Annotated in this window: 22 protein-coding genes and 9 pseudogenes; 22 read left to right on the top strand and 9 right to left on the bottom strand. The window is 58.7% G+C overall.

Annotation, left to right across the window (positions count from 1 at the left end):
* Positions 1–1,530 carry a UxaA family hydrolase gene (locus ACVDG8_RS26730; protein WP_447257099.1) on the bottom strand — a complete coding sequence of 510 codons (1,530 nt, stop codon included), beginning with the start codon at positions 1,528–1,530 and terminating at the stop codon, positions 1–3.
* Between the two features lie 106 nt (positions 1,531–1,636).
* Between ACVDG8_RS26730 and ACVDG8_RS26735 the strand changes: the two are divergent.
* From ACVDG8_RS26735 to ACVDG8_RS26780, 10 genes and pseudogenes are all read left to right on the top strand, one after another.
* Positions 1,637–2,558, top strand: a pseudogene (locus ACVDG8_RS26735) (dihydrodipicolinate synthase family protein).
* A gap of 126 nt (positions 2,559–2,684) precedes the next feature.
* The gene (locus ACVDG8_RS26740; RefSeq protein WP_447251117.1) at positions 2,685–3,500 is read left to right on the top strand and encodes a shikimate dehydrogenase family protein; all 816 of its coding nucleotides are present in this window, start codon (positions 2,685–2,687) and stop codon (positions 3,498–3,500) included.
* A 63-nt stretch (positions 3,501–3,563) separates the two neighbouring features.
* Complete coding sequence (locus tag ACVDG8_RS26745; RefSeq protein ID WP_447251118.1) at positions 3,564–4,808, top strand: DegT/DnrJ/EryC1/StrS family aminotransferase; 1,245 nt, start codon at positions 3,564–3,566, stop codon at positions 4,806–4,808.
* A gap of 389 nt (positions 4,809–5,197) precedes the next feature.
* A pseudogene (gene tnpC, locus ACVDG8_RS26750) lies at positions 5,198–6,182 on the top strand (IS66 family transposase); the annotation flags it as partial.
* A gap of 348 nt (positions 6,183–6,530) precedes the next feature.
* The gene (locus ACVDG8_RS26755; protein ID WP_447251119.1) at positions 6,531–6,668 is read left to right on the top strand and encodes a helix-turn-helix domain-containing protein; all 138 of its coding nucleotides are present in this window, start codon (positions 6,531–6,533) and stop codon (positions 6,666–6,668) included.
* An 842-nt stretch (positions 6,669–7,510) separates the two neighbouring features.
* On the top strand, positions 7,511–8,344 hold the full coding sequence (locus ACVDG8_RS26760) for an SDR family oxidoreductase (RefSeq protein WP_447251121.1): 834 nt from the start codon (positions 7,511–7,513) through the stop codon (positions 8,342–8,344).
* 82 nt (positions 8,345–8,426) lie between these two features.
* Entirely contained in the window at positions 8,427–9,200 is a 774-nt protein-coding gene (locus tag ACVDG8_RS26765) for a TIM barrel protein (protein WP_447251122.1), read from the top strand.
* 3 nt (positions 9,201–9,203) lie between these two features.
* The gene (locus tag ACVDG8_RS26770; RefSeq protein WP_447251123.1) at positions 9,204–9,914 is read left to right on the top strand and encodes a triose-phosphate isomerase; all 711 of its coding nucleotides are present in this window, start codon (positions 9,204–9,206) and stop codon (positions 9,912–9,914) included.
* Between the two features lie 15 nt (positions 9,915–9,929).
* Complete coding sequence (locus tag ACVDG8_RS26775; RefSeq protein ID WP_447251124.1) at positions 9,930–10,427, top strand: secondary thiamine-phosphate synthase enzyme YjbQ; 498 nt, start codon at positions 9,930–9,932, stop codon at positions 10,425–10,427.
* 138 nt (positions 10,428–10,565) lie between these two features.
* Positions 10,566–12,056 carry a xylulokinase gene (locus tag ACVDG8_RS26780; protein WP_447251125.1) on the top strand — a complete coding sequence of 497 codons (1,491 nt, stop codon included), beginning with the start codon at positions 10,566–10,568 and terminating at the stop codon, positions 12,054–12,056.
* A gap of 75 nt (positions 12,057–12,131) precedes the next feature.
* Here ACVDG8_RS26780 and ACVDG8_RS26785 read toward each other — a convergent pair whose 3' ends face one another.
* From ACVDG8_RS26785 to tnpA, 3 genes and pseudogenes are all read right to left on the bottom strand, one after another.
* On the bottom strand, positions 12,132–12,983 hold the full coding sequence (locus ACVDG8_RS26785) for a LysR family transcriptional regulator (RefSeq protein WP_455707279.1): 852 nt from the start codon (positions 12,981–12,983) through the stop codon (positions 12,132–12,134).
* 613 nt (positions 12,984–13,596) lie between these two features.
* Positions 13,597–13,788: a hypothetical protein gene (locus ACVDG8_RS26790; protein ID WP_455707887.1), complete on the bottom strand. Its 192-nt coding sequence runs from the start codon at positions 13,786–13,788 to the stop codon at positions 13,597–13,599.
* Positions 13,769–14,239 (bottom strand): annotated as a pseudogene (gene tnpA, locus ACVDG8_RS26795) (IS66-like element accessory protein TnpA). Before tnpA ends, ACVDG8_RS26790 begins: the two are co-directional and overlap by 20 nt.
* A 1,076-nt stretch (positions 14,240–15,315) precedes the next feature.
* Here tnpA and ACVDG8_RS26800 point away from each other — a divergent pair.
* The 5 genes and pseudogenes from ACVDG8_RS26800 to ACVDG8_RS26820 all read left to right on the top strand — a co-directional run.
* Complete coding sequence (locus tag ACVDG8_RS26800; protein WP_455707280.1) at positions 15,316–16,722, top strand: extracellular solute-binding protein; 1,407 nt, start codon at positions 15,316–15,318, stop codon at positions 16,720–16,722.
* A 158-nt stretch (positions 16,723–16,880) separates the two neighbouring features.
* A complete protein-coding gene (locus tag ACVDG8_RS26805; protein ID WP_447251129.1) occupies positions 16,881–17,711 on the top strand; it encodes a carbohydrate ABC transporter permease in 831 nt (276 codons plus the stop codon).
* A gap of 35 nt (positions 17,712–17,746) precedes the next feature.
* The gene (locus tag ACVDG8_RS26810) at positions 17,747–18,547 is read left to right on the top strand and encodes a carbohydrate ABC transporter permease (RefSeq protein WP_455707281.1); all 801 of its coding nucleotides are present in this window, start codon (positions 17,747–17,749) and stop codon (positions 18,545–18,547) included.
* Positions 18,548–18,616: 69 nt separating this feature from the next.
* A pseudogene (locus ACVDG8_RS26815) lies at positions 18,617–18,727 on the top strand (ATP-binding protein); the annotation flags it as partial.
* Positions 18,719–18,937: pseudogene (locus ACVDG8_RS26820) on the top strand (IS21 family transposase); the annotation flags it as partial. The pseudogenes ACVDG8_RS26815 and ACVDG8_RS26820, both read left to right, overlap by 9 nt.
* Positions 18,938–19,130: 193 nt before the next feature.
* On the opposite strand, the gene ACVDG8_RS26825 reads toward ACVDG8_RS26820, so the two are convergent.
* The gene (locus ACVDG8_RS26825; protein WP_447257100.1) at positions 19,131–19,337 is read right to left on the bottom strand and encodes a tyrosine-type recombinase/integrase; all 207 of its coding nucleotides are present in this window, start codon (positions 19,335–19,337) and stop codon (positions 19,131–19,133) included.
* Between the two features lie 322 nt (positions 19,338–19,659).
* Positions 19,660–19,815 (bottom strand): annotated as a pseudogene (locus ACVDG8_RS26830) (IS110 family transposase); the annotation flags it as partial.
* On the opposite strand from ACVDG8_RS26830, the pseudogene ACVDG8_RS26835 reads away from it, so the two are divergent.
* Positions 19,816–20,217: pseudogene (locus ACVDG8_RS26835) on the top strand (integrase core domain-containing protein); the annotation flags it as partial.
* A 52-nt stretch (positions 20,218–20,269) separates the two neighbouring features.
* Here ACVDG8_RS26835 and ACVDG8_RS26840 read toward each other — a convergent pair.
* Complete coding sequence (locus ACVDG8_RS26840) at positions 20,270–21,367, bottom strand: ABC transporter ATP-binding protein (protein ID WP_455707860.1); 1,098 nt, start codon at positions 21,365–21,367, stop codon at positions 20,270–20,272.
* A 306-nt stretch (positions 21,368–21,673) separates the two neighbouring features.
* On the opposite strand from ACVDG8_RS26840, the gene ACVDG8_RS26845 reads away from it, so the two are divergent.
* From ACVDG8_RS26845 to ACVDG8_RS26855, 3 genes are all read left to right on the top strand, one after another.
* A complete protein-coding gene (locus tag ACVDG8_RS26845; RefSeq protein ID WP_447251131.1) occupies positions 21,674–21,892 on the top strand; it encodes a hypothetical protein in 219 nt (72 codons plus the stop codon).
* 119 nt (positions 21,893–22,011) lie between these two features.
* On the top strand, positions 22,012–22,386 hold the full coding sequence (locus tag ACVDG8_RS26850; protein WP_447251132.1) for an amidohydrolase family protein: 375 nt from the start codon (positions 22,012–22,014) through the stop codon (positions 22,384–22,386).
* Positions 22,387–22,463: 77 nt separating this feature from the next.
* Positions 22,464–22,748, top strand: coding sequence for an RbsD/FucU domain-containing protein (locus tag ACVDG8_RS26855; RefSeq protein ID WP_455707861.1), 285 nt, complete (start codon positions 22,464–22,466; stop codon positions 22,746–22,748).
* A gap of 199 nt (positions 22,749–22,947) precedes the next feature.
* Here the strand turns inward: ACVDG8_RS26855 and ACVDG8_RS26860 are convergent, their stop codons facing one another.
* Positions 22,948–23,610: an HAD family hydrolase gene (locus tag ACVDG8_RS26860; protein WP_447251133.1), complete on the bottom strand. Its 663-nt coding sequence runs from the start codon at positions 23,608–23,610 to the stop codon at positions 22,948–22,950.
* A gap of 412 nt (positions 23,611–24,022) precedes the next feature.
* Here ACVDG8_RS26860 and ACVDG8_RS26865 point away from each other — a divergent pair.
* Both ACVDG8_RS26865 and scpB read left to right on the top strand, forming a co-directional pair.
* Positions 24,023–24,959 (top strand): annotated as a pseudogene (locus tag ACVDG8_RS26865) (DUF1403 family protein).
* A 101-nt stretch (positions 24,960–25,060) separates the two neighbouring features.
* Positions 25,061–25,637, top strand: a pseudogene (scpB, locus tag ACVDG8_RS26870) (SMC-Scp complex subunit ScpB).
* A gap of 6 nt (positions 25,638–25,643) precedes the next feature.
* On the opposite strand, the gene ACVDG8_RS26875 reads toward scpB, so the two are convergent.
* Positions 25,644–25,817 (bottom strand): hypothetical protein, encoded by a 174-nt coding sequence (locus ACVDG8_RS26875; RefSeq protein WP_447251134.1) that lies wholly within the window; start codon positions 25,815–25,817, stop codon positions 25,644–25,646.
* A gap of 118 nt (positions 25,818–25,935) precedes the next feature.
* Here ACVDG8_RS26875 and ACVDG8_RS26880 point away from each other — a divergent pair.
* Positions 25,936–26,878, top strand: a protein-coding gene (locus ACVDG8_RS26880) for an IS630 family transposase (RefSeq protein WP_447251135.1) whose coding sequence is annotated in 2 segments (ribosomal slippage) — positions 25,936–26,273 and positions 26,272–26,878 — 945 coding nt in all. Because the reading frame shifts where the segments join, the coding sequence is not laid out codon by codon here.
* Positions 26,879–26,967 lie beyond the last annotated feature (89 nt).

Raw genomic sequence — 26,967 nt, forward strand, 5'->3', positions numbered from 1 at the left:
TCAGGTTACCGCCCCTATTTGCCAAGGGACGAACTCGGAGTCACCATAATTGTAGCCCTCGCTCAGCGTGCGTTCGCCCGAAGCTATGGCGACGATCTTTTCGAAAATGCGCTCGCCTGCCTCGGTGATGCTGTCGCTTCCATCGATGATGCCGCCGCAATTGATGTCCATGTCCTCGCTCATATGCTCGAACATGGCATTGTTCGTCGCAACCTTGATGCAAGGCGCTGGCTTGAACCCGGAAACAGAACCGCGACCCGTCGTGAATACGATCAGGTTGCAGCCGCCCGCGACCTGTCCGGTGACAGCAACCGGGTCGTAGCCGGGCGTGTCCATGAAGACGAAACCGGGTTCCCGGATCGGTTCGGCATACTCATAGACTTCCCGCAGCGGCATCGATCCGCCCTTGGCGACCGCACCCAGGGATTTCTCGAGGATCGTCGTGAGGCCGCCCTCCTTGTTTCCGTGCGAGGGGTTGTTGTTGAGCTCCGCGCCGTTCTTCGCGGTGTAGGCGCGCCACCATTCAATTCGCGCCATCAGCTTGCGCGCGATCTCAGGCGTCGCCGCGCGGCGCGTCAGCAAGTGTTCGGCGCCGTAGATTTCGGGCGTTTCGCTGAGCACCGCGGTGCCGCCATGCTTGACCAGAAGGTCGGCGGCATGGCCGAGTGCCGGATTGGCAGTGATGCCGGAGTAACCGTCGGATCCGCCGCACTGAAGCGCCAGCTTGATGCCGGAAAGCGAAACGGTCGTCCTTTGCTCGGCGTTGATGGCCGGCAGTATCCCGCGAATAATGCCAATCGCCTCTTCGATCGTCTTGCGCGTGCCGCCAAGCTGCTGGATCGTCATGGTCCGCAGCATGGGCCCTTCCTCCAGGTCGAAGGCCTTGACGAGGTGGCTGATCTGGTTGGTCTCGCAGCCGAGCCCGATCATCAGGATGGCGGCGAAATTCGGGTTCCTCGCGTAGCCACTCAACGTTCGGCGCAGATACTGATACCCTTCGGTGTTCGTGGGGATCGCACATCCCGTACCGTGAGTGAGTGCTACGACGCCGTCGACATTGGTGAATTCGCCGAAGCCGTTTGTCTTGAAATGATCGGCGACCGCGCGAGCCACCGTGGCCGAGCAATTCACCGAGGTGACGATGCCGATATAATTCCTGGTGCCGATCAGTCCCGATGCGCGCCGGTACCCTTGGAAGGTCTTGCGTTCGTTTTCAGGGAGCAGAGGCGTCGGTCCGCCGTCGACGGCGAATTCATGCGAAACGGCGCTGTCGAGCATTGCCAGGTTGTGCAGGTGGACGTGGCTGCCGGGAAGGATGTTGGTGCTCGCGCGGCCAATGACCTGTCCGTATTTGGACACCGGTTCGCCTGCGCCGATCGCTCGCAGGGCAATCTTGTGACCACTGGGAATCTCGGCTTGAGCGATAACCACGCCGAGGTCTTCAGCTATTTCAATCCGCCTCGTGGCAACCGCGACATTGTCCGCGTCGTGCAGCCGGATGATGGCCGGGGCCGATCGACGAACTGGCATAGTCATCTCCATTAACGAGTATTGCATGCAAAAATCATTCATGCTAGGCAGATGAAAGTCAAGAGAAGACTTTGAATCACGAAGATTCTTGGGGGATTTTCCGAAAATGGCTAAGGACCAACCGTATTCGGGCCTGTTTCCGGTGGCACCGACACCATTCACGCAGGCCGGGGAAGTCGACCTAGCTGGCCAGCGCCGCGTGCTGGATTGCATGATCGATCAGAAGGTCGACGGCATCTGCATTCTGGCCAATTACTCAGAGCAGTTCCTGCTTTCAGACGACGAGAGGGCGCAGCTTACCGACCTATGCCTGGAGCACGTAGCGGGTCGCGTGCCGGTGATGGTCACCTGCAGCCATTTCAGCACCGGGATCGCCAGTGCGCGCGCGCGCCACGCGGCTGATCGCGGTGCCAAGCTGATCATGTTGATGCCTCCCTATCATGGCGCCGGCATCAAGCTCGACGAAGCGTCGATCCATGAGCATTTCGCCAGGGTCGCGGACGCAGCGCAGTTGCCGGTCATGGTCCAGGACGCTCCATTGAGCGGCGTCTCTCTCTGTCGAATTTCTCGTGCGCCTGGCGCAGACCCTTCCGCTCGTCCGTTATTTCAAGATCGAGGTGCCGGGCACGGCCGCCAAGCTGCGCGACCTGATCGAAAAGGGTGGCGACGCGATCGAGGGTCCATTCGATGGAGAAGAAGCGATCACCTTGATGGCCGATCTCGACGCCGGCGCAACCGGCGTCATGTCGAGCGCATTGCTTCCTGATCTCATTCGTCCGGTCATCAAGCATCATTGCGCCGGCCGGCGACAAGAGGCGATGAAGGCTTACGAGCGCATCCTACCTCTGATCAACTACGAAAACCGGCAATGCGGATTGCGGGCGACGAAGACGGTGATGGCCGAAGGCAAGGTTATCAACTCCGACCATGTCAGGCATCCACTGAAGGCCCTGCATCCGTCGACGCGCGATGGTCTGCTCGAACTTGCCCGCAGCGTCGACCTCCTGGCCCTGCATTGGGGCAAGTGACGCTTGGCGCGAGAGTCCAAGCACATGACGCCGTCACAGACAGGGCATGAAACCGCATGCCGGATGGAAGTCGACTGGTCTGTTTCGAAGCAGAACCGCTCTGCCCTTTGAAGGGACTTACCTTAAATGCTGTCAGGTCTTGAGCGCCAAAATGGCGAAATTACCGGTAGGACACGCCTTCTTGGAATCCTGGCGCATCCAACCGAACATGTCAAAGCGCCGCCTGAGATCAACCGCATTGCGCGGCTGAGGGGCACCGACGCCGTCATGGTGCCTCTGAATGTGGCGCCGGCCGATCTGGAGAGCTTTGTCGGCGGACTGCGCGTGCTGAAGAGCTTTGACGGAGCAATCGTCACGGTCCCGCACAAGCAGGCAATCATCCGTCTTTGCGATGTGGTCAGCCCGCAAGCCCGCGCCGTCGGCGCCGCCAATGTGCTGCGCCGCGATCATGATGGCCGGATCATAGCCGACCAACTCGATGGGATCGGTTTCGTGGAGGGACTGCGGCACGCCGGCATCGAGGTCGAGGGCAGGTCTGTCTACATCGCGGGCGCGGGCGGAGCAGCGAATGCCATTGCCTTTGCACTTGTCGAAGCAGGCGTGCGGCGTCTAACCCTCGCCAACCGCACGCGAGGCAAGATCGAGGCGCTTCGCGAAAAGCTGATCGCAACCTACGGTCAGATCGACGTCCAACTGGGTTCCGGTAACCCGACCGGCCACGACCTTATCGTGAACGGAACGACGCTGGGCATGAATGCATCCGATCCGCTTCCGCTCGACACGCTCCTGCTAACTGCGGACATGGTGGTCGCCGAAGTCATCATGGAGCCGGAGATAACACCACTCCTCGATGCCGCGCGCGCAATCGGATGCAGGATCCATCTCGGCCGACACATGCTCGAGCATCAGCTTCAACTCATGGCCAATTTCCTCGGCCTTTAGGTATTCATCAGGCCTTAAGCCGCCAGCAAACAAATGCTCCAGAACCCGAAGAGAGACATCCTAATGCAAGACCTGGCCATCAATGGTGGCCCCCGCGCCATCGAGGGGACCCTTCCGAGCTTTCGCGATGCATCGGGGCGCACGCTCGGCGACGAAGAGATGGCAGAGTTGTCGGAAGTCCTCAAGTCTGGCAGCCTTTCCTTTCTTGTTGGCCCGAAAACGGGTGAGTTCGAAAGGCAATTTGCGGCGAGATATGGCGTCAGCCACGCGGTAGCCGTCAGCAGCGGGACTGCAGCACTTCACACGGCAGTCATCTACCTCAACCCCGAGCCTGGCGATGAGATCATCCTCTCTCCCATTACAGACGTTGGCACGGTCATCCCGATCATTTCCCAGCTCGCCATCCCGGTTTTTGCTGATGTCGATCCACACACCCAGAACATCGACCCGGCGTCCATCGAGCGGAACATCAGCACGCGTACCCGGGCGATCATCGTCACGCACGTCTACGGTCATCCTGCGGACATGGATGCGATCATGGCGATCGCGAAAAAACACAACCTCTTCGTCATCGAGGACTGCGCGCAAGCCCATCTTGCCTTGTACAAGGGAAAGCTGTGCGGCACCTTGGGTAATCTCGGCTGTTTCAGTTTCCAGCAGTCGAAACACATGACCACCGGCGACGGCGGCATGGTGATCAGCAATGAAGACGGGCGTTTCGGGCGCGGGCTCAGACACTGCAGCGACAAGGGTTGGCCGCGCGAAAGGGGAGGGCGCGACCATTTGTTCCTCGCGCCGAACTACCACATGACGGAGTTGCAGGCAGCGGTGGGCCTAGCCCAGCTGAAAAAGCTGGACCAGTTTGTCAAGGCGCGGGTCGGCGCCGCCGACAGGCTGACCACGCTGCTTTCCGGTGCCGATGTGATTCCGGTCCTACCATTGCCAGAGACAGCTGGCGTCTATTTCTTCTATTCATTTCGCTTAGATTCCCAAAGATTGTCGCGTCCGATCTCGGAAATCATGAAAGCCCTGACGGCCGAGGGCATCGACGGTTTCATTGGCTATCCCGGTCAGATCCCGCTCTATCGATATCCCTTGATCAAGGAACACAAAACGTTCGGCAATTCCGGCCTGCCGTTCACGCTCGATGGCGTTCGCAAGGACGACTTCGACACCGAACTTTGTCCGGCGGCCGAGCGTGCCTGCCGAGAGACCATCTGCATGTGGTGGACGGATAGAATGGAGGAACGTCATCTCGGACAGATCGCCGATGCGATCCGCAAGGTGATCACGGCTTATCGCAAATAGGATTTCATGGCGACGCGACGTGGTTCGCGGGGAAATTTCAAACTGTTCATCGACGCGAGATTGAAACAGCCGTTGCGTAGCGCGCGCCCCTTTGGCTCGATGAAATCGGCACCCTGTGCCCATGCACCGCTGGAGCTGTGCAGCCAACCCCCCGTCGCTTGCTAAGAGCCTGACAGCGTGGCGCCGCGTGCGCCTTGTCCATGCGGTTATCAGCTATTTTTCGATCCCAAAGCGCCGCGAACACAGTAAGATGCTTTAGCTTGGTGGCCATATTCGTCCTCCGATGCAGCACGTGCCGCACTTGGGTGAGTCCGGAGTGGGCGACCCCGGCGGACGTCCCAATTTAAGTTTAACTGAGGATTGCCTCTTAGACGCTCTGGGGACAAACTGGCATTCCGACCGAAGCACTGCTGGCGCAGATCGCTGTGTCGAAATATGCCGATGGTCTGCCGCTCTATCGGCAGGAAGCGATCTATGCCCGCGACCAGGTCGAGATCGACCGGTCGCAGATGGTGCAATGGATGGGCAAGATCGGCTTCGAGCTTGAGCCGCTGGCCGAGTACGCGCTGACCCGCATCAAGCAGGGCGAGCGGGTCTTTGCCGATGAGACCACGCTGCCAACGCTGGCGCCGCGATCGGGTAAGGCCAAGACGGCCTATTTGTGGACCTATCTGCGCGATGATCGGCCCTTTGGCGGCAGCGGACCGCCCATCGTTGTCTATCGCTTCGAGGACAGCCGCGCCGGCGAATGTGTTGCCCGCCATCTGGACGGCTATCGCGGCATCCTGCAGGTCGACGGATACGCCGCCTATAACCGGCTGGCCAAGCCCGATCGGGCCAATGACGCGGTGACGAAGGCGGCCTGTTGGTCACACGTGCGGCGCAAGTTCTACGAACTGCATGCCGCGGGCTCGTCCACCATCGCCTCGCAGACCGTGGCGCATATGGCCCCGCTGTGGGCCATCGAGGAGGCGGTCCGCGGCCAAGACGCGGCAGCATGAATAGCAGCGCGTCAGGAGAAATCTGTCGCCATCGTCGCCGCGCTCTTCAGGCTGTGGGAAAACGAGCTGCCTAAGCTGTCGGTAAATCGAAGCCCGCCGAGGCGATCCGCTATGCGCTCGGTCGGCGTGCCGCGCTCGAGCGCTTCCTCGCCGACGGCCGCATCGAGCTCGACTCCAAGACCGTCGAACGTGCGATCAGGCCGCAGGCAATTACACGAAAGAACAGCCTCTTGGGCGGACATCGGCCACCATCGCTACCCTGCTGGCCACTGCCAAGATGAACCTGGTCGATCCGCACGCCTGGCTCACCCAGACCCTCGATCGCACCGCTGATGGCTGGCCAAACAGCGGTATCGACGCCCTCATTCCCTAGAAATACCAGAGCTGAACGGCCTCAGCTGCCCGCTTACAAAGGCTCAAGCTCATGGGTGCTCCATCTGGACATTGATTCCTCTGGCGGGGATCTCGAGCCCCGCCAGAGGAAACAGCCGTCACTTGGGAGTTGGGAACGGACTGTGAATCAGGCTGCCTGGACATTCCGCCAGACCCACTCCCATTTCTGGGGAGACGTCTTTGCGGCTGATATTTCACGGCTCAGCTCAACTCGTTGGCTTGCCTTGCGATTATCCATGCGGACCGAATGACAACAATGACGATTGGCGGAACGATTAATTGGCAACGCTTATGAATATCCAGGTCTGGTATATTCGCCTTCGTCGACGTGGCGGATGAGAGCAGCTTTGCGCGCGCTGCCGAAGAGGCGAACGTCTCGCAGCCGGCGCTGTCGCAAACCATCATTCAATACGGGGGGCGCTTGGCTTTCCGGTGTTCGAGCACACCACCCGCAGCGCGACCCTGACCCCGATTGCGCGGACGCCGGCGAAGGACATCGACGTGTTGCCGGGCTAGGCGAGAGCGCTGCAGTTCCCCCTGAAGAGCAGCTTACGTGTCGGCTATCGGCACCGCGGTTCATTCATTTATTCCCTGCCATCACTTGTGAGTTTGAACAAATGTGCTGGGTGCCTGACTGTATCTGCAGGAGTTTGATTTTCGGATCCGTCGACAGGTCTGTGGGACGGCAAGGGTTAATTGCAGCATCGTTCGCCCACCGGTCGATCTCGATGACATCGAAACTGTCACGATCGCGCGTGGGAAATGCGTGGTGTGCCTGTCAACGGGGTGGACCAGATCGCCTGGCCGCCAAAGTCGTGTCCGAGCGACAACAGTCGAACCCGGGCTTCTGCAAGCCAGTGGGCTCCCGCCGTGGAATGAGCATCACTGCTGACAGCACGGAGCAACAGTACCGCTGGCAATTCATCACCTATGCCTATTAATCTATCTGTTCTTTCTCATTGTTGTCAATGGCTTCACATGGATAATTCCAACTCCGCCAACGGGTTGAGACAGCCATGAACATTACCCAGACCGACATGTCTCAGCTTGAGAGTTTAGGTCGCGATGATGCCTGTATTGGGAGTTTTGCTGGCCGGGGCACTTCTATCGTTCGTTCTGAGTTTCGACGAATTCATCATAGCGTTCTTCGTGTCCGGACCGAATCCAGCGCTCCCGATCTTTATGTTCGCCTCTGTGAAAACGCGGTATCACGCCTGAACTGAACGCAATCGCGACCTCTGTTCTCGGCGTTCTTATGGCGCTGACTGTTTTCCTGATTGCGCGAAAGAGCATGTGGAGTCGCAAGCAATGACGTCTTTTTCCCCATTGGCCAAATCGCGAGGCTCAGAAGTGGAGATTTCTAAAGTGGGTATTCTAGAAAGAATGCGTTTGGACGGAAAGATCGCTTTCGTAACAGGGGGCGCCCGCGGTATTGGCAAAGCAATCGTCAGTGCACTAGCCGAGGCCGGGGCGCAGGTCGCCATTGTAGATCTTGATCTGGATGAAGCGAAGAAGTCATGCGCGGAGATATCGGCCGCAAACAGTAGCAGAATGATTGCCATTAAGACAGATATTACAGATCCACGACAGGTAAATGCGATGATAGACAGAATTCTCGAAGAGTTCGGTCACCTCGATATTGCTTTCTGCAACGCGGGAATCTCAAACGAAGTGGCAGTAGAGGACGACACGTACGAGGATTGGAAGAAGATCATTGAAGTGAACCTAAACGGTACCTTCTTGACCGCGCAGGCGGCCGGGCGGGTCATGCTGAAACAGGGAGGCGGTTCAATCGTCTGCACAGCATCTATGTCGGCTCATATTGTCAACATTCCCCAGCGCGAAGCGTCATATGCAGCATCAAAAGCAGCGGTCATCCAGATGTCCAAGGCAATGGCCATCGAATGGGCGACTAGGAACGTGCGAGTAAACACCATAAGCCCTGGGTATATGGCGACAGAAATGACGTTGAAGTCGCCCGCGTTACGACCTCTGATCGAGCAGTGGGAGCAACTGTCGCCACTTCGCCGCATGGGGAAGCCGGAAGAATTACAATCGATCGCCGTGTATCTCGCAGGCGACACTAGTTCGTTTACGACCGGAGCTGACTTCATTGTAGACGGCGCGTATACGTGTTTCTAATATCTTCGTTCAGTGGCCATTAGAAAATAGGTGAATCGCTATGTTACTTTCGTGCACCAACATGATGGTCCCAGGGAGAACTTTGACTGACAAGGCGACTCTACTGCGGAGCTGGGGTTATAAAGGTATCTCCGTATTTGCCGATCATGACTCGTGGAACGATGAGAAGATGGAGGAATTACTTTATCTAGAAGAAAACACCGGCGTTACACCTTGTGAGTTCCTATTCATGTCGCCCGCCGCCGGGAAACTGATGAGTGATGATTCCCGAGAGAGGGCAGCCACAAAGGCACTCTATATCCAGGCGGCTGAGGTGTGCGCGCAAATCGGCGCTATCACTGAAATCGAATATCTTCTGGGACCTCAGAACCCTCTGCCGTTGTTCGACATATATCGGCAGATGACGCCGGAACAAGAGGATGATTTCGTTTCGAACTACCGGGATATCGCTCAGGCTGTGGTCGGGACCAAAGGGGCCGTCCTCCTCGAGGGGATCAACCGCTATGAAAGCCCCTATTTGAACAGCATTGTGGACTGCGCGCGGGTAGCGTCCAAGGTTGGCTTGAAGGAAACCGGAATTCTGCCCGATTTCTTTCACATGTCGATAGAGGAGGCCGATATAGCTGACGCTATAACGGCCGTTGCTGACAGCGGCGCTATTCGACATGTGCATTTGGGCGACAACAACCGCTGTACGCCAGGATCCGGAAGCATTGACTGGGAGCGTGGGCTTAGAGCGCTCAAGATGTGCGGATATAGCCGATTCATCAATTTGGAATGTAGCACGATGGGACGACCAGAAGTCACATTGCCCGCCGCGGCCGATTTTTTGAACGGTATTCTTGGTAGGATATAGGCGATGATAGAAGTCTTTTCGCTCAGAAGGCCTTTCTTCGAACTTGGCCCGAAGGTCTATTTATATGGTGATAGGGCAATAGAGCTCGCATTGCATGCTGATAAGCTGTGTGAAGACTATGACGTCGATATCATCTGCACGGCGCAGTACACTGACATCTATCGCATCGCGCAAAAGACAGCCAAGCTGAAGGTATTTGCTCAACACATGGATGCGAATTGCATCGGTCGTGGTGTAGGCGCGGTATTGCCTGAAGCCCTTAGAGAAGCGGGTGCAGTGGGTGTCTTGCTGAACCACGCAGAGAAACCCTTAAGTCTTTCCTCGCTAAACGCAACGATCCGTCGGGCGGATGAAGTTGGGCTCGCTACGCTGGTTTGCGCTGGATCGGTCGAAGAAAGTGCTGCTGTTGCTAGGCTCAAACCCAACATTGTTCTGGCAGAGTCTCCCGCGTTGATCGGGGGCGGAAAGCGTAGCGCAGATGACATTCAGGAGATCGAGAGAATCAACCAGGCTGTGAGTGAGGTGGACAAGGAAATCCAGGTGCTGCACGGAGCAGGGATTAGCGACGAGAATGATGTCTACCAAATCGTTCGTGCGGGCGCCGACGGCACTGGTTCCACCAGTGCTGTGATGTGTGCGGCAGATCCAAAGGACATGCTCGAACGAATGATAAGGGAAATGAGTCGCGCATATCGCGAAAGAGTCGGAAATTGAAGGAGCTTAACCACTATGGCGGTGTTTCATGAGACTATATCAGTCAAGTCGCGGCACGGTATCCATTTTGAAGACGTCACGGACAAAGTAGCCACGATTGTCACTGCGGCCGGTATTCAAAACGGCATGGTGGTCGTATTCAGTCAGCACACCAGCTGCAGCGTGCTTATTCAAGAAGACTCTGAGGGGGAGACCTACGGAAAAATCCCGCTTATTCTTCAGGACACCATCAATTGTCTCGAAAAGATTATTCCGGATTGCAAGTACGAAGGACAGTATCTGCATCCTGGGGAGTTCCACACGCAACAAGCGCTGGCGCTGCGGGGGGAACTGAATGAATGGTGTCTAAATACGGATGGACATATACGTTCCTGTTTGCTTGGTCGTTCGGAGGCAATACCGCTGCTAGACGGTAAAATGACCTTGGGTCTTTTCGGGCGGATCTATTTCGCAGATCTCGATCAAACCCGCGAGAGGGAACGCGTCGTTCGGGTTCAGATCGTCGGCGAGTAGACGAGAGATCCATGCAAACCGGTGGGCGCCTCGTCACGCCCACCGGAGACAACATCCTCAGTCTTCACAATCTTCGCAGGGCCAAGTCTTTTTGGGCGCAAGTCGAAGGACGAGAAGCGATTTGGAGTGGTGGCAACGATGGCGATTATTACAGTTGACCTAGGGACTACCAATATCAAGGTAGGTGCGTATACGGATAATTTGACCCTGGTCGCGTTGGAAAGTGCGGGGGTTTCTTACCTGCGGAAGAACACCACCGTCGAGTTCGATGCAGAGCATTATCTAGCTCGAATTTTGGATCTCGTGGCAGCGTGTTACAGGAGAGCGCAACCGATTCTTGGGCGGGAGCAGCCGGTACAATTGGTTTTAACCGGACAGGCAGAGTCGCTCATCGTGGCTGATGAGCCGGGAAAACCCTTGCGGAACGGCATTTCTTGGCTGGACATGCGCTCTCAAAGTGAATGCGAAGAGTTGTCCGCATTGTTTGACCGAGATACATGCTATCGCATAACCGGCCAGCCTGAAATTATCCCGACTTGGCCGCTGACGAAATTGTTGTGGATTAAACATAACGAGCCAGAGTGTTTCAAGAAGGCGCGTAAGTTTTTTCTGCTCAAGGATTATGTTATATACCACTTGACTGGTCATTTTGTTGGGGAGCATTCGATTTACCCATTTTCTCACTATTTCGATGTGACAAGACGGGTATATTGGGAGGCTCCGCTGCGGTATTGCGGTGTCGAAATATGTCAATTGCCCAGATTGATAGATCCCTGCTCGATTGTCGGAGAGATACTGCCACGTGTGCGGAAGAAGCTAGATTTTCCGACTGGCTGCACTGTCAATTCAGGCACGCTCGATCATTTCGCGGGCATGATTGGCACGGGGAATATTGCCCAAGGAATTGTCAGTGAGTCTGCAGGGACGGTCTCTTCTATTGCGACGCTTGTTGAAGAACCGTTTGCTTCACCGTCGCGTATCCCTTTCTACTGCGGACCTTTCCCTAATAGCTATGTTTATCTTCCGGTATGTGAATCGGGCGGTATTAGTTTAGAATGGTTTAGGAATGAATTTCTACCTGGCGTGTCTTTTGAAGAGATAGACGCGGTGGCCAGTAAGAAAGAGGTCGACCGCCGCTTGACGTTCCTGCCATACCTTACGGGCGTTAATCCACCCGAGTTTGACCGAAACGCAACGGGGGTATTCTTTGGCGCAACAATCGCACACGGCTCTTACGACTTCGCCTTGGCAATTATGTATGGGGTCGCCTGTCTACTTCGTAAGAATATTGACAACTTCAGAGCGTCCGGTATAGGTGTCGAAAAGATCATCTCGACAGGCGGTGGTGCTAAATCTTCATTGTGGTCTCAGATCAAGGCGAACATTTGCGGCTTGCCGGTTGCCATCCCCGCCGACGAAGAGGCACCAAGTCTAGGTGCGGCTATAATTGGAGCTGTCACGGTAGGTGAGTATGCGAGCTACGGAGAGGCTGCGTCGCAATGCGTTAAAGTCGGAACGGTATACGATCCGGAATCCAACGATAAGGCGTTTGAAAAGCAATACCAGCTATTTGGTCGCTTATACGATTCGCTGGGGCCTGTTTTCAAGGAATTCCCAGCAAACGGGTAGTGCGCGCCCGGGAAGCTCAAGATCCTGAAGGAATGAGAGCGCGACGAGCTGCGTGTCCACTCTAACCCGTCACGCCTATGTGCGATTGGCTGTCACCCGCTTGACGACCGCGATGAAATCTTCGACGAGCCGGTTGGGTGAACCCCGATGGCCGATGCCAATCACGCATTCGCGCATATCGGTGATGTCGCGGAAGACGACACCAGGACGGGCATAGTAGCGCGCAGTGCTGTCCGCGGTGATGCTGATGCCGCGGCCCATCGCAACGGCCTGCAGTTCAGATTCGACAGTCGACACTTCGAGCGCGACCGTCGCCGGCCGACTGCTGTCGCGATACTCGCTCGCCAGCCAATACTCCCGCCAGATCCCGGGCGTAGGCGAAGTGATGAGAGGTTCGTCCAATATGTCAGCGAGCAGGACGGTCGGCTTGGCCGTGAGCGGATGGCCGGTGGGTAGGCAGGCGACGCATTTCTCATGGGCGATCTCGACGATGTCGATATCTTCCGCCCCGATCGGCGGGCGGATAATGCCGCAATCGACCTCACCGGCAATGAGCCCGGCGCTGGGGTCGGAGAAATCATACTCCTTCAATCGCAAGATCGCGTCTGGCCGCACCCGCTCGAACTCCCTGACGATCGCCGGAATGAATTCGACTGCGGTACCGATCATGAAGCCGACGCGAAGCTCGCTTTTGAGGGCCAGTTGCAGCCGCAGCGCTTCGTCTTGGAACTGGTCCATGGAGCGGCTGAGCGCCAAAGCCTTTGCGAGCAGCTTCTCGCCTGACACGGTGAGGCTCACGGCGCGTGTCGTACGTTCGAACAAAGGAAAGCCGGCGTTCTCTTCGAGCTGGATGATCGTCTGCGAGAGGGCAGGCTGCGATACATTCAGGCGCTCTGCCGCGCGAGAGAAGCTCTTCTCTTGCGCCACGACAATGAAGGACCGTACATGCCGAAACTGGAAATTCATAAGCGTCACCAATTAATCGTTCCGCTATTTCATCCTTTTTGTCAATGGCTTTGGGTGGTTAATGGCTAGCAGGAACGAACGCCGAGGCGCACCGTGAACTTGAGGCCCTCCCCGGAGTTCTTCTGTCCCCGTGGATGGCGTCGACGGGCTGCTACGCGCTGCACCTGTCCGGCTTGGAATGCGTACTTTGCCGGCAGGGCAGCCGCACAATTCGGCGGCTCGCGTCAGTTCGAAGACGAACAATATGTCATTCTGACCGCGCTCGATGAGCTTTTCACTGAAATCCCGCGGCCCGTGTGTCCTACCGGTGGCACGGCGATATGGACCGTTTCCTTGAGGAGGTTTTGCCGCTGTGACTTTCTTCCTCGAGCATTCAGCCGCTCTGCTCGGGCACGCCGATGGAGCCGGCGAGGACGTGCTTGCAAGGACAACATCGCTTGCCGCGAAACTTGATCGGCGACAGCTTGGAGCGTGGTACGCCGACTTCCGCAGGGACTTGGTTTATCTGTGGGACTGTCGCGGAGAATGGGAGTTCTACTCGGAATTCTTAGCGAACCGCCATGCGGAACGCATTCTATGGACGTTCTCCATCTTGCCTTGGATGACGCCCGAGGGGGTTGGCCGGATCGAGGTTCCTTTCGTCCCCGACGAGCTTGAAAGGATTGCATCGTCTCTTGGACCAGAACCGCAGGCTGTTGATGCCGGCCCGGAAGTCGATCGGCTCGCGGTGCAGGTAGACTTTCAGGTCAGCGCCCAGTCTGAACATGACCCAGTGCTCCGATGGTCGCCGTCAATGCATCCACATCACCGCATTCCAGCGTCAACTTCACACCGTTCGGCAATGACGCGCTCACCTTGGCCGGAGAGGAAAAAGCGCAGTCCTTTTCGATGCCGACCCACGCACCTCATCGCAAGTCCGCGGCAAATCCACCGCAGCCATGCTGCTGTCGAAGGAAGGCCCGATCGGCAGGACTTCCAATCTGAACCGGGATGAACGCCAGTGGTGAGGATGGCGGGAGGGACTGGGTCTTCGCGCGCTTCTTTATCCACTTCCGAAGAAGGTTCGCATTGACCCCATGTTCGAGCGCAAGCCTCGATACCGACACGCCAGGCTCAAGGCAGGCCGAGACAAGACGGTCCTTCGATGCAGGGTCGTATCGGCGTCGCCCGTTCCGACCGACAAGCCTCACCCGCAGTTTTTGCGCGTCTTCTTCCATCACTTGGTGTCCACCTATTTTGGTGGACACCTCATGCATCAGAGCACTCAACAGCAAAAGGTGCGGGGGAAATTCGCGCTTACCTTAATCTCTGATCCCTTCAGTTGGGTCAGAGTCTATCTCGAACTGACTAGTTCCAGGCGGCAACGTCATGGCCGAACTTCTCGAAGGCGATCATGGCCACCAGGTTCGGCCCCGTCGAGCCCCGGTCGGATGGAATGGCGCCGGCGGCTGGCTGATCCTCTCGCAATCCCGGCAGGTGACTTCTCCCGGACCGTCTGGATCACCCTTCATTGGCGCCCCCGAAACTGGCGGCCATTCATGCGTCCCGCTTATAAATCGATCGCAAGTTTCAAATTCTCAACCATCGGCGCAACTTCTAGACTGTCGAACATGGTGTACAGAAAAACCAATGGAAGCTTGATTGGATCTGAGAAGGTCAGCGCCTCCGGGCTCAAAGCGGATAAAGAAGCGCATCTTCGCGGCTGCTCGGCCGGCGCAGAACCCACTTCGACCTTCGTCCGGATGTCCGGGCCGAATATCCCGGACGCTGAAGACTGTCGGTTTTTGAATCTGACCTCCCAAGCGTGGCCAAACAATATTGGTGCGTCCGGCTCGCATGCTCCACGCAGCCGACACCCGAGTGCAACAAATGACGCACGTTGGATCGAACTGTGCTTCCTGTACCTTGCTCACGCTCGCCACTCGGCTCACGCTACTAGCCATCTCAGCAGGGTGAGTCTCTGGTTCCACGGCAGCATAGCTGTCGAGTCCGCCGCGAAGCTTGCGCTTAAGACATGGCCACCCGGTCGGACAGATCGTCATCCTCAGCGAGCGCGACCAATGTCGATCGGTTGTGACAGTGGGTGGGTCAGACACATCGCGCCTTGTACCCGACGACCCGGATATGATCCGCATATGCTAGGCGTAAGTCTGCTGCTCCACGATCGGCATGGAACCTGCTGAGTGGGCTGCCTGCTGAGCCGACGAACTGCGAGAGCATCCTGATCGATGTGAAACGGACACGCTGAGCCTCTGAACGCTATCGGACTGCAACTTAGAAATGGAGAAGACTGATGGGACGGAAGCACTGCAAGAATCTACCAACCAAGCTCTCGCTGGGCATGCTGGGAACCCTTCTTTTCGTGGTGGGCGGCCATGCGGACGAAACTGGAACTGGTCCGGACGGCTGGAGCCAAGCGTATAAAGGAACACACTTGCATATCATCGCTGAGGCGGCGACAAATTCGACAGTTCTACAGGACCTCCTTGCGGACTTCCAGAAAAAGACCGGGATCGAGGTGACGCTCGAGCAGGCCCCCTATGACATTTTGGTTCAGAAAGCGGTGCTCAATTTCGCGACAAAGAGTGGTACGTACGACGTCCTCTCCATTCCTTACGAGTATCTCGGGAGCTTTGCTGAACAGAACTATATCCAAATCGAGGATGATTTCTGCGGTGCTCAGCCGAAGGGTGCGCCCACCTATCGCAGCGCGGACATCATTCCTGTGCTCTGGAAGGCGTCGTCCCAGTGGAAGGAGCATTGCTACGGCGCGCCGTCCAACAGTGGATTGATGATGATGTTCTACCGTAAGGACCTGTTTTCAGACCCGACCGAGCAGCAGGCCTTCAAGGCGAAGTATGGCTATGACCTCGCCCCCGCTAAAACATGGCAGCAATACAAGGACATCGCGGAGTTCTTCACCCGAAAGAGCGGAGATAAGCTGGCCGGTAAGGAACTCTCCTCGCCCATGTACGGAGTGGCGCTCGCGGGCAAGCGGCACACCGCCACCGTCCTAGAGTGGATGAACTACATGTGGACCTTCGGTGGCGGCCTATTCGACTCGTCTGGCAATCCGGCCCTGAATTCTGCTGCGAACGTGGCGGCGCTCGACTTCGAGAAATCGCTCACGGCGTACGCGCCGCCCGGCTACACCTCGGCAACATGGGACGAGGTCACCACTCAACTCGAGCAGGGCATCGCTGCAGAGTCCATTACCTGGGGCGACACCCCAGGCGCTATTGAGGACGCTACCCAGTCAAAGGTCGTCGGTAAAATTGGCTACGCCGCCATTCCGACTAAAGCCGTTGGCGATCATCCCGAGGCGCTCTTGGGCAGTTGGACATGGACAGTGAATGCGGACTCCGCCAACAAGGAGGCCGCCCAACTGTTCATGGCGTGGGCCCTGTCAAAGCCCACTCAGACCAAGCTCGCCGAACTTGGCGGCTTGCCGGCTTTGACATCCGTCTTCAAAGACCCGGAGCTGCAGGCAAAACTGCCGTACTGGAACCAGGAGCTCTCTAGCCTGCAGCAGTCTAAGGCGCGTCCGCGCATCCCACAATGGGGAGGCATTAACGACGTGCTGAGCAACCACCTGTCACAGGCCCTCAATGGCCAGGTGTCCTCGCAAGCCGCCTTGGACGATGCGCAGAACGAGATCACCAAGCTGTTGAACGGCGCTCTCCCGGTGACATACGAATAAGGTGGGCTTGGTCATGGGAAATAGCGTCATGGGAAATAGCACAATTCTACGTGACAAGGCGGCAGGCAGGGGGTGACCTCCCCCGCCCAGCGCGACCTAGCCGTCGGCGGCCGAAGCACGGGCAATGGTTCTACTTCTCGATGCAGACGCCGAGTTTGTTGATCCTGCTGACCGTTGTTGTGGCCCCGGTGATCTACAGTATCCAACTGAGCTTCCACAGCTACAGCCTGGTCGTTCCCGGCAAGACCGGCCAGTGGGTCGGTCTGGCCAACTACCAACGACTCATTCAGGATGGCGCCTTTGGCAACGCCATCCTGACCACCATCATCTTCGTGGTTTCGGCGGTTGTCCTTGAAACTGTAATCGGCACTCTAGTCGGAATCTGGCTGCATCGGCTGAAGGTCTTCCAGCGGCTGGTCACTTCGGCATTGCTGTTGCCGATGATCTTGGCCCCGCTGATCGTCGGCTTGATGTTCAACTTTGCGTTCAACGCCCAATTCGGATACCTGTCCTGGATCCTGAGCGGGCTGGGTATCGGGCCGGCGGGCGGTATGCTGAGCCAGGGGTCTACGGCCCTTGTGGCTCTTATCGCTGCGGATGTGTGGGAATGGTTCCCGTTTGTCGCGCTGATGGTGGTTGCCGGATTGCGGGCGCTTCCGACCGAGCCGCTGGAGGCAGCCGAAATCGACGGGGCAACAACGCTTCAGAAGTATTGGCTCGTGATCTTGCCGATGCTCACCCCGATCCTCGCTGTGGCCGTCCTGTTCCGCATCACGGAAGCCGTGAGAGAGTTCGACAAGGTCTACATCCTTACTGGCGGCGGGCCGGGGTCATCGACCGTCGTGAACGACCTGTACCAATACCGCGTAAGTTTCGCCAATTGGGATCTCAGCTACGGTGCGGCGCTTAGCCTGGTTACCTTTGTCGTGGTCATGGCCTTGGCTGCCGTGATGTTCCACTTCCTCCTGCGCAAGGACATGCGTCAATGACTTCAGCGCGAACTCGCAGTGGCATAGGCGAAGCGGTGATCCTGGCCATCGTCACAGTGGCAATCCTTGCCTACCTGTCACCGTTGCTGTGGCTGGTGCTCACCTCGTTCAAGAATCGCGTGGACATCTTCGCCTTGACCTCTAAGCTGACCTTCACGCCGACGCTCGACAACTACCGCGAGGCGTTCCAAAATAAGGGATTTAACAGGAACCTTATCAACTCGGTCGTGGTTGCGCTTGCGTCCACTGCAATCGCGCTCGTGGTGGGCGTTCCTGCCGCTTACAGCCTGAGCCGGCGGAGCGGGCGGTTGCAGGGTGTCTACCTTCTTATTTTGCTTGGCACGCGGCTGCTGCCGGCGATGGTCCTGTCGGTGCCTCTGTTTCTGCTGGCCTATCAATTGGGGCTCAGCGGCACCTATACGGCGGTTATCGCCGCGTACCTAACATTCTCGATCCCCTTCACCGTGTGGATGATGCGCGGGTTCTTCATGGCGGTGCCGACGTCGCTCGACGAAGCCGCTCGATTGGACGGGTGCAGCCACCTTGGAGCGTTCTTGCGCATCGTGCTGCCACTGACCCGGGGCGGGCTTGCTGCAACGAGCATCTTCTGCCTGATCAACTCCTGGAACGAGTTCCTTTTCGCGCTGGTCCTTACCTCACGGGATACGGCAACTATCCCGGTGGCGGTGCCAAACTTGCTCACTCCCATCGGGACGTTCTGGGGCCAGATCGCGGCGGTCGGCACTGTGACGGTGTTGCCAGTAGTGATCTTCGCGTTCGCCGTGCAGCGCCATATGGTTGCCGGAATGACCGGCGGCGCGATAGCTGGCGAGTAGTTAGGTGTTTGATCCCACGGTTTGATGGTAAGCGCGTGCGCACCGCGCTTCGCGTTGTGAACCGCGCTGGCCTTCGCAGCCGCCGTGCCGATCCTGTCACAACTGCTCAAGGCTGAACTGGCCGAACGGGAAGTGCGTTCCATCGCCTATCACATGGAGGCTGCGCGCTTCCCAGCCTACATGCAAACCGACTACGTCGCGCACACCGTATCGCTTGTCGATCCCGACACCGGCGTCATCTGCCAAGCCCAGATCTTCGTGGCCGTCCTGGGAGCGTCAACCTTCATGTTCGCCCACGCCAGCCCGAGCCAGAAGCTGCCAGACTGCATCGAGGGTCAGTGCCGGGCGCTGAGCTTCTTCGGCGGCGTGCCGAAGGCGATCGTCTACGATTTTGTTCCCGGGAACAAATTCGTAGTTTTGTGTCCGACGCCATTGTGTGGCTGACAACGGTTTGAGCCGGTCTTTCGAAGGTGGACTGCGGGCGAGAGGACACATAATGCGCTACAGCGAATTGAGCCAGTCGAGGAGGGTTTGTCGTCCTTCCAGGCACACACGTGGCCGGGGTACCGTGGAGATACCTGAACTACTCAGTTGGCAGGCGCGTTGCGCCTCGGTTTTTGGCGCGCAGCGTCAGCTCGGCATAACGATTTGTCGTGTCGAGATTCACGTGCCCGAGCCAAGTGCGTAGGCCATTAACATCGACACCGGATTCCAGAAGGTGGCAGGCAGCGGTGTGCCGGAATAGATGCGGGCTGGCACGTCTGGATTTCGGCCCGTGTGTATCGAAGATGCGCCGTGTCGTCGGACAATCTTATAGATCCCGAACCTCGTTAGCAGGCTTCTCTCCTCTGATTGGGATCGTTGAGGTCAAGCTCCTCCTGATAATTTTCCGGACCATGTCGCCCCGCGGGTCACTCGCTTCTCTTCGCGGTCGACGTTGGGCCGCCGCATGATAGGGTAAGTAGAGCGAGGCGTCTCAATCTGAACGACCTTAGGAGAGTTCGTCCCAGGATCGTGCCTGCTAACGAGATCGCCTTGCCCATCGTCCCCACGGGAACATCCGGCTCACCCTTTCGGGCGGAATCAACTCCTCCTTCGTTGGTCCGTTGAGCCTATTTCATGGCCGATACGGAGCCGGGTGCCTTGCCAAAGCGGAATTCTGTCGCATGGCTCCACATGCGATGCAGGATGACAGCGAGCTTGCAGGCAACAGCAACTCGGGCTCGGGCCATACCGCGCCGCTTGGCAACGTTCATACCCCTCGCTCGACGGCGCATGCCAGCTTCGTTCTGGACGCTCGGGAACTGGCCCTCCATGATCGGCGGCCCGTGCAGGGAGGCGGGCTCGTCCATCACAGCGATAGAGGCAGCCAGTACGTCAGCATTCGATACACTGAGCGCTTGGCGGAGGCCGGCGTCGAGCCTTCGGTGGGCAGTGTCGGCGATAGCTACCACAATGCTCTCGCCGAAACGATCAACGGCCTCTACAAGGCCGAGGTGATCCATCGACGCGGACCATGGCGCTCGTTCGAGGCCGTCGAGTTCGCGACGTTGGAATGGGTCGACTGGTTCAACAATCGCCGGCTGCTGGAGCCCATCGGCAACATCCCGCCGGCCGAAGCCGAGGAACGCTACTATGCCATGCTGGAAGAACCAGCCATGGCCGCGTGACTCAAACGAAACGGCCTCCGGAAAACCCGGGGCGGTTCAGTCCGCCTGGTGTTCAAGGCCGACCCCTGCTCGCGATTGCTTTTCCGTTTGAATCGAAGAGGTGCAGATGATCCATGGCTGCGCTTAGGGAGAGCACATCTCCGACCTTGACCGACGACTTGCCGTCGAGGACTGCGGTGATCACTTCGTTTTGCGGCATTTCGACGATCGCATGTGTTTCGGCACCGAGATGCTCGACCACCTGCGCCACACCACGAAAGGTCAGGCCCTGCTCGCCGAGTGACAAATCTTCCGGGCGGATGCCGATCGTCACTTCGTCCTTGCGCGACAGACCGTGTTCCGTGCCGATCGGGCAGGTCAAAGCAGTCCCGGCAGCGGCCAGCAGGTGGGCGCTGCCATCCGCCACGGAATCGACCCGGGCCTTGATGAAATTCATCTTCGGGGAGCCGATAAAGCTGGCTACGAAGCGGTTCGATGGATGCAAATACAGCTCCATCGGACTTCCCACCTGCTCGATCCGGCCCTTGTTCAAGACAACGATCTTGTCGGCAAGCGTCATCGCTTCGACCTGGTCGTGGGTCACGAAGATCATGGTCGTCTTCAACGTCTGGTGAAGACGCGCAATCTCGATGCGCATTTGACCGCGCAACGCGGCGTCAAGGTTTGACAGGGGCTCATCAAACAGAAAGAGCCTCGGCTCGCGCACGATGGCGCGTCCGATTGCCACGCGTTGCCGCTGCCCGCCTGAGAGTTGTCTTGGCTTTCGCTCCAGAAGGGCTTCAAGTTCAAGAACGCGAGCGACATCTTCGACCTTATCGCGGATCGTCTGCTTGTCGACCTTGGCGAGCCGAAGTGCGAAGCCGATGTTTTCGCGGACGGTCTTGTGCGGGTAGAGCGCATAGTTCTGGAAGACCATCGAAATCTGCCGTTTCGACGGCGGAAGGTCATTGACGACCGTGCCGTCAATGCTGATCTCGCCCTGCGAAATGTCTTCCAGGCCGGCAATCATGCGCAGCAAAGTGGACTTCCCGCAGCCTGATGGGCCAACGAAGACGACGAACTCCGCGTCGCCGATTTCGAGGTTGATGTCACTGACTACATCATGTGACCCAAATCGCTTGCACACGCCGCTGAGGCTTACCTTAGACATGGTGTTGGTCCAACCTAAAGGAACTGGATCGGGCGAAGCGGTGAAGCCGAACCGCTCTGGATCGGAAGGGGAGCTGCGAACAGAAAGCATGGATCAGTGACATCTTCCCTCGCTCAATAACCTCATTTGCCCCACCGACGGTCATGGTTACCTCAACTGCTGCTTACTTGAGCTTTCGCCTGGCAGGTCATTGACAACAAGGACGAATTGCTAAACGATTATTTCATGGCGCTTATGAATAGGCCGTGACCCAACAGTGGTGTATGAGGCCGCGCGGAGCCCTCGGTGGAGCGCAGTACGCGGCCGGTGCTGACGCTGGCGGTCATCGTCGATCTTTCGAAAAAGTTCGGGTTGCTGCGACACCCGAAACCAAGGAAGGAGATGACGATGACCGACAAGAGAATGGCGCTGATCGAGCTGGCTGAAAAGCTGGAGCCGGAAAAGTCTGCCTCGAGCACGGCGTACCGCCCAAGGCCGCGGCGATCCAGTTCCCCTTGGCGCATCCGGCCGTCGCAAGCGTCCTGACTGGCGTCCGTAGCCGCGGAAATGCTTGAAAACGATGAGCTCTTTCGGCGGCCTATTCCCGCGTCGCTATGGGAGGCTCTGCGGGGCAGGGGCCTCATCCGTACCGAGGCGCCGACCGCATGATCATCGATGCCCATCAGCATTTCTGGAAATTGTCGACCGGCGACTATCCCTGGATGACAAGCGATGCCATGCGGCCCCTACGGTCGGACTTCGGTCCTGACGACCTGAAGCCGCTGATGGATGAAGCCGCGGTCGACAACACGATCGTCGTCCAGTGCCGGCACGACGCCGAGAAGACCCGTGACCTGTTGGCCATTGCCGACACGCAGGATTCTATTGCCGGCTCCGTCGGCTGGGTCGATCTTCTGGCCGATGATGTCGCCGGCCAGATCGAGCATCTGCAAGCCATCCCCGGCGGCAGTCGTCTTGTCCGCATCCGCCACATTGCTCATGACGAGCCAGATGCCGGCTGGTTGAAAGCCTCGCGGTAAGGCGGGGGGTCCAGGCGATGGTCCGAGCCGGGCTGGGTCAGCGGTTGATCCGCATGGAGGCGAGCGACTTGAAGCGGATGTTGACGGCGGTGCTTTCGGTGATGCCGGTGGATCGGGACGAGCCAGACCCTCTGCTCGGCATGGGGGTAATCGGCGAGTCCGACAAAATCGTCCCAGCACACGGGCTGGTGCAAAAGGCGCTCGATGACATGCCGGGCGAGAAGCTCACGCTCAAACGTATTGAGTGTTTCGCATTTTACGAACGGGCCAAGCAGGCATTTGCGGTGATCGCGACAGGTGAAACTCTTTTTTACGGCAACGTCATTATTCGGAAGGGTACCGTTAACCTCGGGGGCAATTGAGACAACCGACCGGAATGGTTCGATCTCCAAGATCGCGCGTACACGCCAAACGCGGAGCCAGCCGAGTTGACGTAGCGAGATTTTAAAGCTGCGGCGCGTTCCGTGGGAGCTGCTCGGGCCCGAGCTATTTAGAGAGTATCTCTTCCCGCACTTGGTTTCTGGTCGCGGCTTCCCGCAGGCGGTGAAACTTGGCCACAATTCAGTGTTCGAGAGAGATTCTTTCGGCGATGTAACGAAGGACTATGTGCTGCAGCTGCCGCAAGTCCGTAACGGCAAAATCGGCCTCAACGTGAGCAGCGTCATTGAGAGAACAAAAAGCGGTCTTCAACCCGGCAGCGCGGGCGGATCGCAATCCTGCAAGACTATCTTCCACAGCGAGCACCTGGGTTGGTCGGAGATTGAGCTTGGCACATGCCGTGGCATAGGGCTCGGGGTCTGGCTTGCCGTATCGCACGTCATCTAGACTTATTGAGAACGCCATGCGCTCCTTTATGCCAAGAGTGAACATATTGGCATCAACGATCTTGCGACCTGAGTTTGAAACGCAGACCTGTGCAAAGCCACACGCGGCTAAGCAGTCGATCGTTTCGATCGCGCCAGGCATTGGCTCAAGGCTGCGACACCTATCGGCGTAATAGTCAACAATCGCATCATGCCAAGTTTGCTCCGTGAGCATTGGCGGCATCCGATGCGAAAGGGAAAGCCACACTTCTGGCATGTGCACGCCACAGAACCGGTCATTCGGAATGTCCGAAAGGTCGACCTGCCAACGCTTGCAGACGGTGACCAGCGCCTCATGATGTAGAGGCTCGCTGTCGATCAGGGTACCATCAATATCCCATGCAATGGCATGTATAGTCACCCTCCGGTTCCTCTCGGCTAGTTCTTGCTGTTACTGTTTTGCAGTTAGTGATTACCCAATGGCGGCTGTCGCCAACAAGGACGAACGGTAGATGGATCAATTCATGCCACTTATGAATCGTCTCTTCGCTTCATCGAACCGCGCAAACGCAATCAGCCGAGGAATTCGGTCGAACGGGAGTTCCATGATTGGCCCGTCCTCGTTTACGACCCTCAGTGTCCATATATCGATCTACTGATCGATATATGGTGCTGCAGCCGAAGGTCGGACAAGCCCGGTGTCTCATTCGGAGTCCTCGCCACATCAATTGCCGCCGTTCTGGAGCATGTCTCCGAACGTTCGCAAACGAGGTTAGCTACAGTCGACTGTTTGGCGCCACGGGAAAGCGCACGGGCGCTTTACCTCCAAAACCATGATTCGCCTCGATCCCGCGACCGCCAATCCTGCTCCGTCGCCGACCGTCCCCTCCTGGGTGCTTGCCGCCGGCGGCGGCGCGCTCGGCGACGTCGACGCCGCCTTCCAGGCCGGCGCCGCCTTGGGCGCGCTCGACACGCTTGCCCGCGCGCAGCCCGCCTGGGCCGGCGCTTGGCGCCAGCGGCTGGCGGTCAGATGCGCCGCCGCCAGCATGCGGCTCGCCGGCCGCGCCGAGGACGAGGCCGGACTGCGCGACGCCTGGCAGCTTTGCCCGGCCGGCGCCGATCCCGGTCCCGCCGGCGCCATTTTTGGGACCTGGCGCCAGCTGGCGCTGCAGCCGCCGGCGGTCAGCGCCGATCGGCTGGCAAAAGGGACCGAGATGCTCGGGCTCGCCTGGGACGACGAGGCGCTCCCCGACCTGTGCACGCAGATCGAGGACGTGGCGGGGTCGCGGCGGCAATCGCCGCCCACGTTCGTCGCGATGCGCCCCGATGCCGAGCTGTTTGCCTGGTGGCTCGCCGACCGGGTGCTGGCGCAAGGCCTGCGCTGGCCGCGGCCGCTGCCGCTGCTGATGGCGCAGGCTTTTGGCCCGGCCTTCCGCACCGACGGCGACGGCGGCAAGCGCATCCGACCCGGGGACAAGAATTTTGAGCGCGGTCTGCCTGGCGCTGGTTCAGGGGGCAGCCGAGGCCTGCCGGCTGGCCAGCGAACTGTCGCGTCGCGCCGAGAAGCTTCTGGCGGCGGCGCCAAAGCTGCGCGCCAAGGGCGCTGGCGACGTGATTTTTCTACTGCTCAATGAAGATGCCGTCGCCGGATCGCTGACGACCAAAAACCTGTCGCGCTTCGCGGCGCGACGGCTGTTCGAACGGCTGCAGCAGCTCGAGGCTGTTCGCGAGCTGTCGGGCCGCGCCAGCTTCCGGCTGTTTGGGCTGTAGCGACGAGCCAAGCCTCCGTCCGCCGCAAGCCAGACGATCAGCCGGCGTTGCTTGACACGGAGCTCGAGCACCTGCCGCCGGAGCTGCGCTGGCGTGAGTGGATGGGCCGCGTCGAAGCGGTGATCTTCGCGGCGAGCGAATCGGTGCCGCGCGAGGTGCTGGCGCGGGTGATGGGAAGAAACTGCAATCTCGACCTGGTCATCGACGACATCCGCGCCGAGCTCGCCGGCCGCCCCTACGAGCTGGTGTCAATAGCCGGCGGCTGGCAGCACCGGACCAGGAAGGTCTTTGGCGATGCCATCAACGCCGCCTTCGGCACGCCGGCGGGGCTAGGGGACAAAAGAACTGTCGCAGGCGGAGGCGCTTGTGCTGATGTGCATTGCCTATTTCCAGCCGATCACCCGGGGTGAGCTGTCTTCCTTCTTCGGCAAGGAGGTGTCGCGCGATCTGATCGGCGTGCTGCGCGCGCAGGAGCTCATCGCCTCGGGGCCGCGCAGCCCACAGCCGGGCGCGCCTTACACCTATGTGACGACCAAGAACTTCCTTTCGCAGTTCGGGCTCGACACGCTGCGTCAGCTGCCGGATTTTGAGATGCTCGAGGACGCGGGACTGCTGTCGAAAGAGAAGCTTCTGGCCGGCGACATCATGCCTGAGTTTTCCGATCGCGATGAGGGATAGGTCAGGTCAGTTGGCAATCCAAAGGCTCTTGAGCTCGCGGCCGACAGCCCACTGGGCAGAGGTCTGAGTTTCATTGCATTTGGTCTCATACGGGTCGCGAACCATCTGGAATTCGTTGTCGACGACGGCGCCGAACAGGAAGCACTCGTCCTTGTACTGGCCCCGCTCCGCGCTCGCCATCTTTACCGTCGCCTTGGCGACGATGCCGTCTAGAGCACGTCCTGTGATCGATGAAGCGATTGTGAAGTGACGGCTGCGTTTTGTGCTGATTCAACGTCCACCTCGATGGAGGTTGACGATGGGAAAAGCATTGAGCGAGGATCTTCGGTCGCGGGTCTTGAAGGCTTCGGACGAGGGCATGTCGGCGCGGCAAGCGGCGGCGCGGTTCGGCGTGGGAGTATCCAGCGCGATCCGCTGGATTGCGCGGGCGAAGATCGGCGAACTGGCGCCCCGCCCACAGGGCCGCCGCCGCGCCTCCAGCCTCGATACGCATGAAGCGTTCATCGTCGGGCTGATCGAGGAGCGCAAGGACATCACGCTGAACGAGATGGTGGAGCGGCCCGTCGCCGAGCAGTTGGTGCGCATCAGCCGCAGTGCCTTGAGCGCCTGGCTTCGCCGCCACGGCTGGACATTCAAAAAAGTCCGCGCACGCGCTGGAGCAGGATCGCCCCGACATCCTGAAGCGGCGCCGGGACTGGTTCGACGGCCAGCTCGACCTCGATCCGGCGAAGCTCGTGTTCATCGATGAGACCGGCCTCTCCACAAAGATGGCCCGCCTGCGTGGAAGAGCGCCGCGCGGCGAGCGCTGCCGGGCCGGCGTGCCGCATGGCCACTGGAAGATCACGACCTTCACCGGAGCGCTGCGGCTGACGGGCATGACTGCGCCCTTCGTCTACGACGGCGCCATGAACGGCAACGTGTTCCTGGCCTGTGTCGAGCAGGTGCTGGTCCCGACATTGTCGGAGGGCGACATGGTCGTCATGGACAACCTGCCCGCCCACAAGGCCGCCGGCGTGCGCGACGCGATCGAGGCCGCGGGCGCGAGCCTGCTCTACCTGCCGCCTTACAGTCCCGACTTCAATCCGATTGAGAACGCCTTCGCCAAACCCAAGGCGCTGCTACGGGCAAAGGCCGAGAGAACCATCAAGGCGTTGTGGGACGCGGTCGGCGCGGTCGTCGACCTCTTCACCCCAGCTGAATGTGCCAACTACTTCAAAGCCGCAGGATATGAACCGGATTAAACAGGACGCGCTCTAGTTTGCGACCCTTCCAATTGACGGTGCCGTAATCCTCCACCGCGGAGATCACGTCTGCGGCCTTCCAGTTGTCT

It is taken from the genome of Mesorhizobium sp. ORM8.1, from assembly GCF_053005525.2.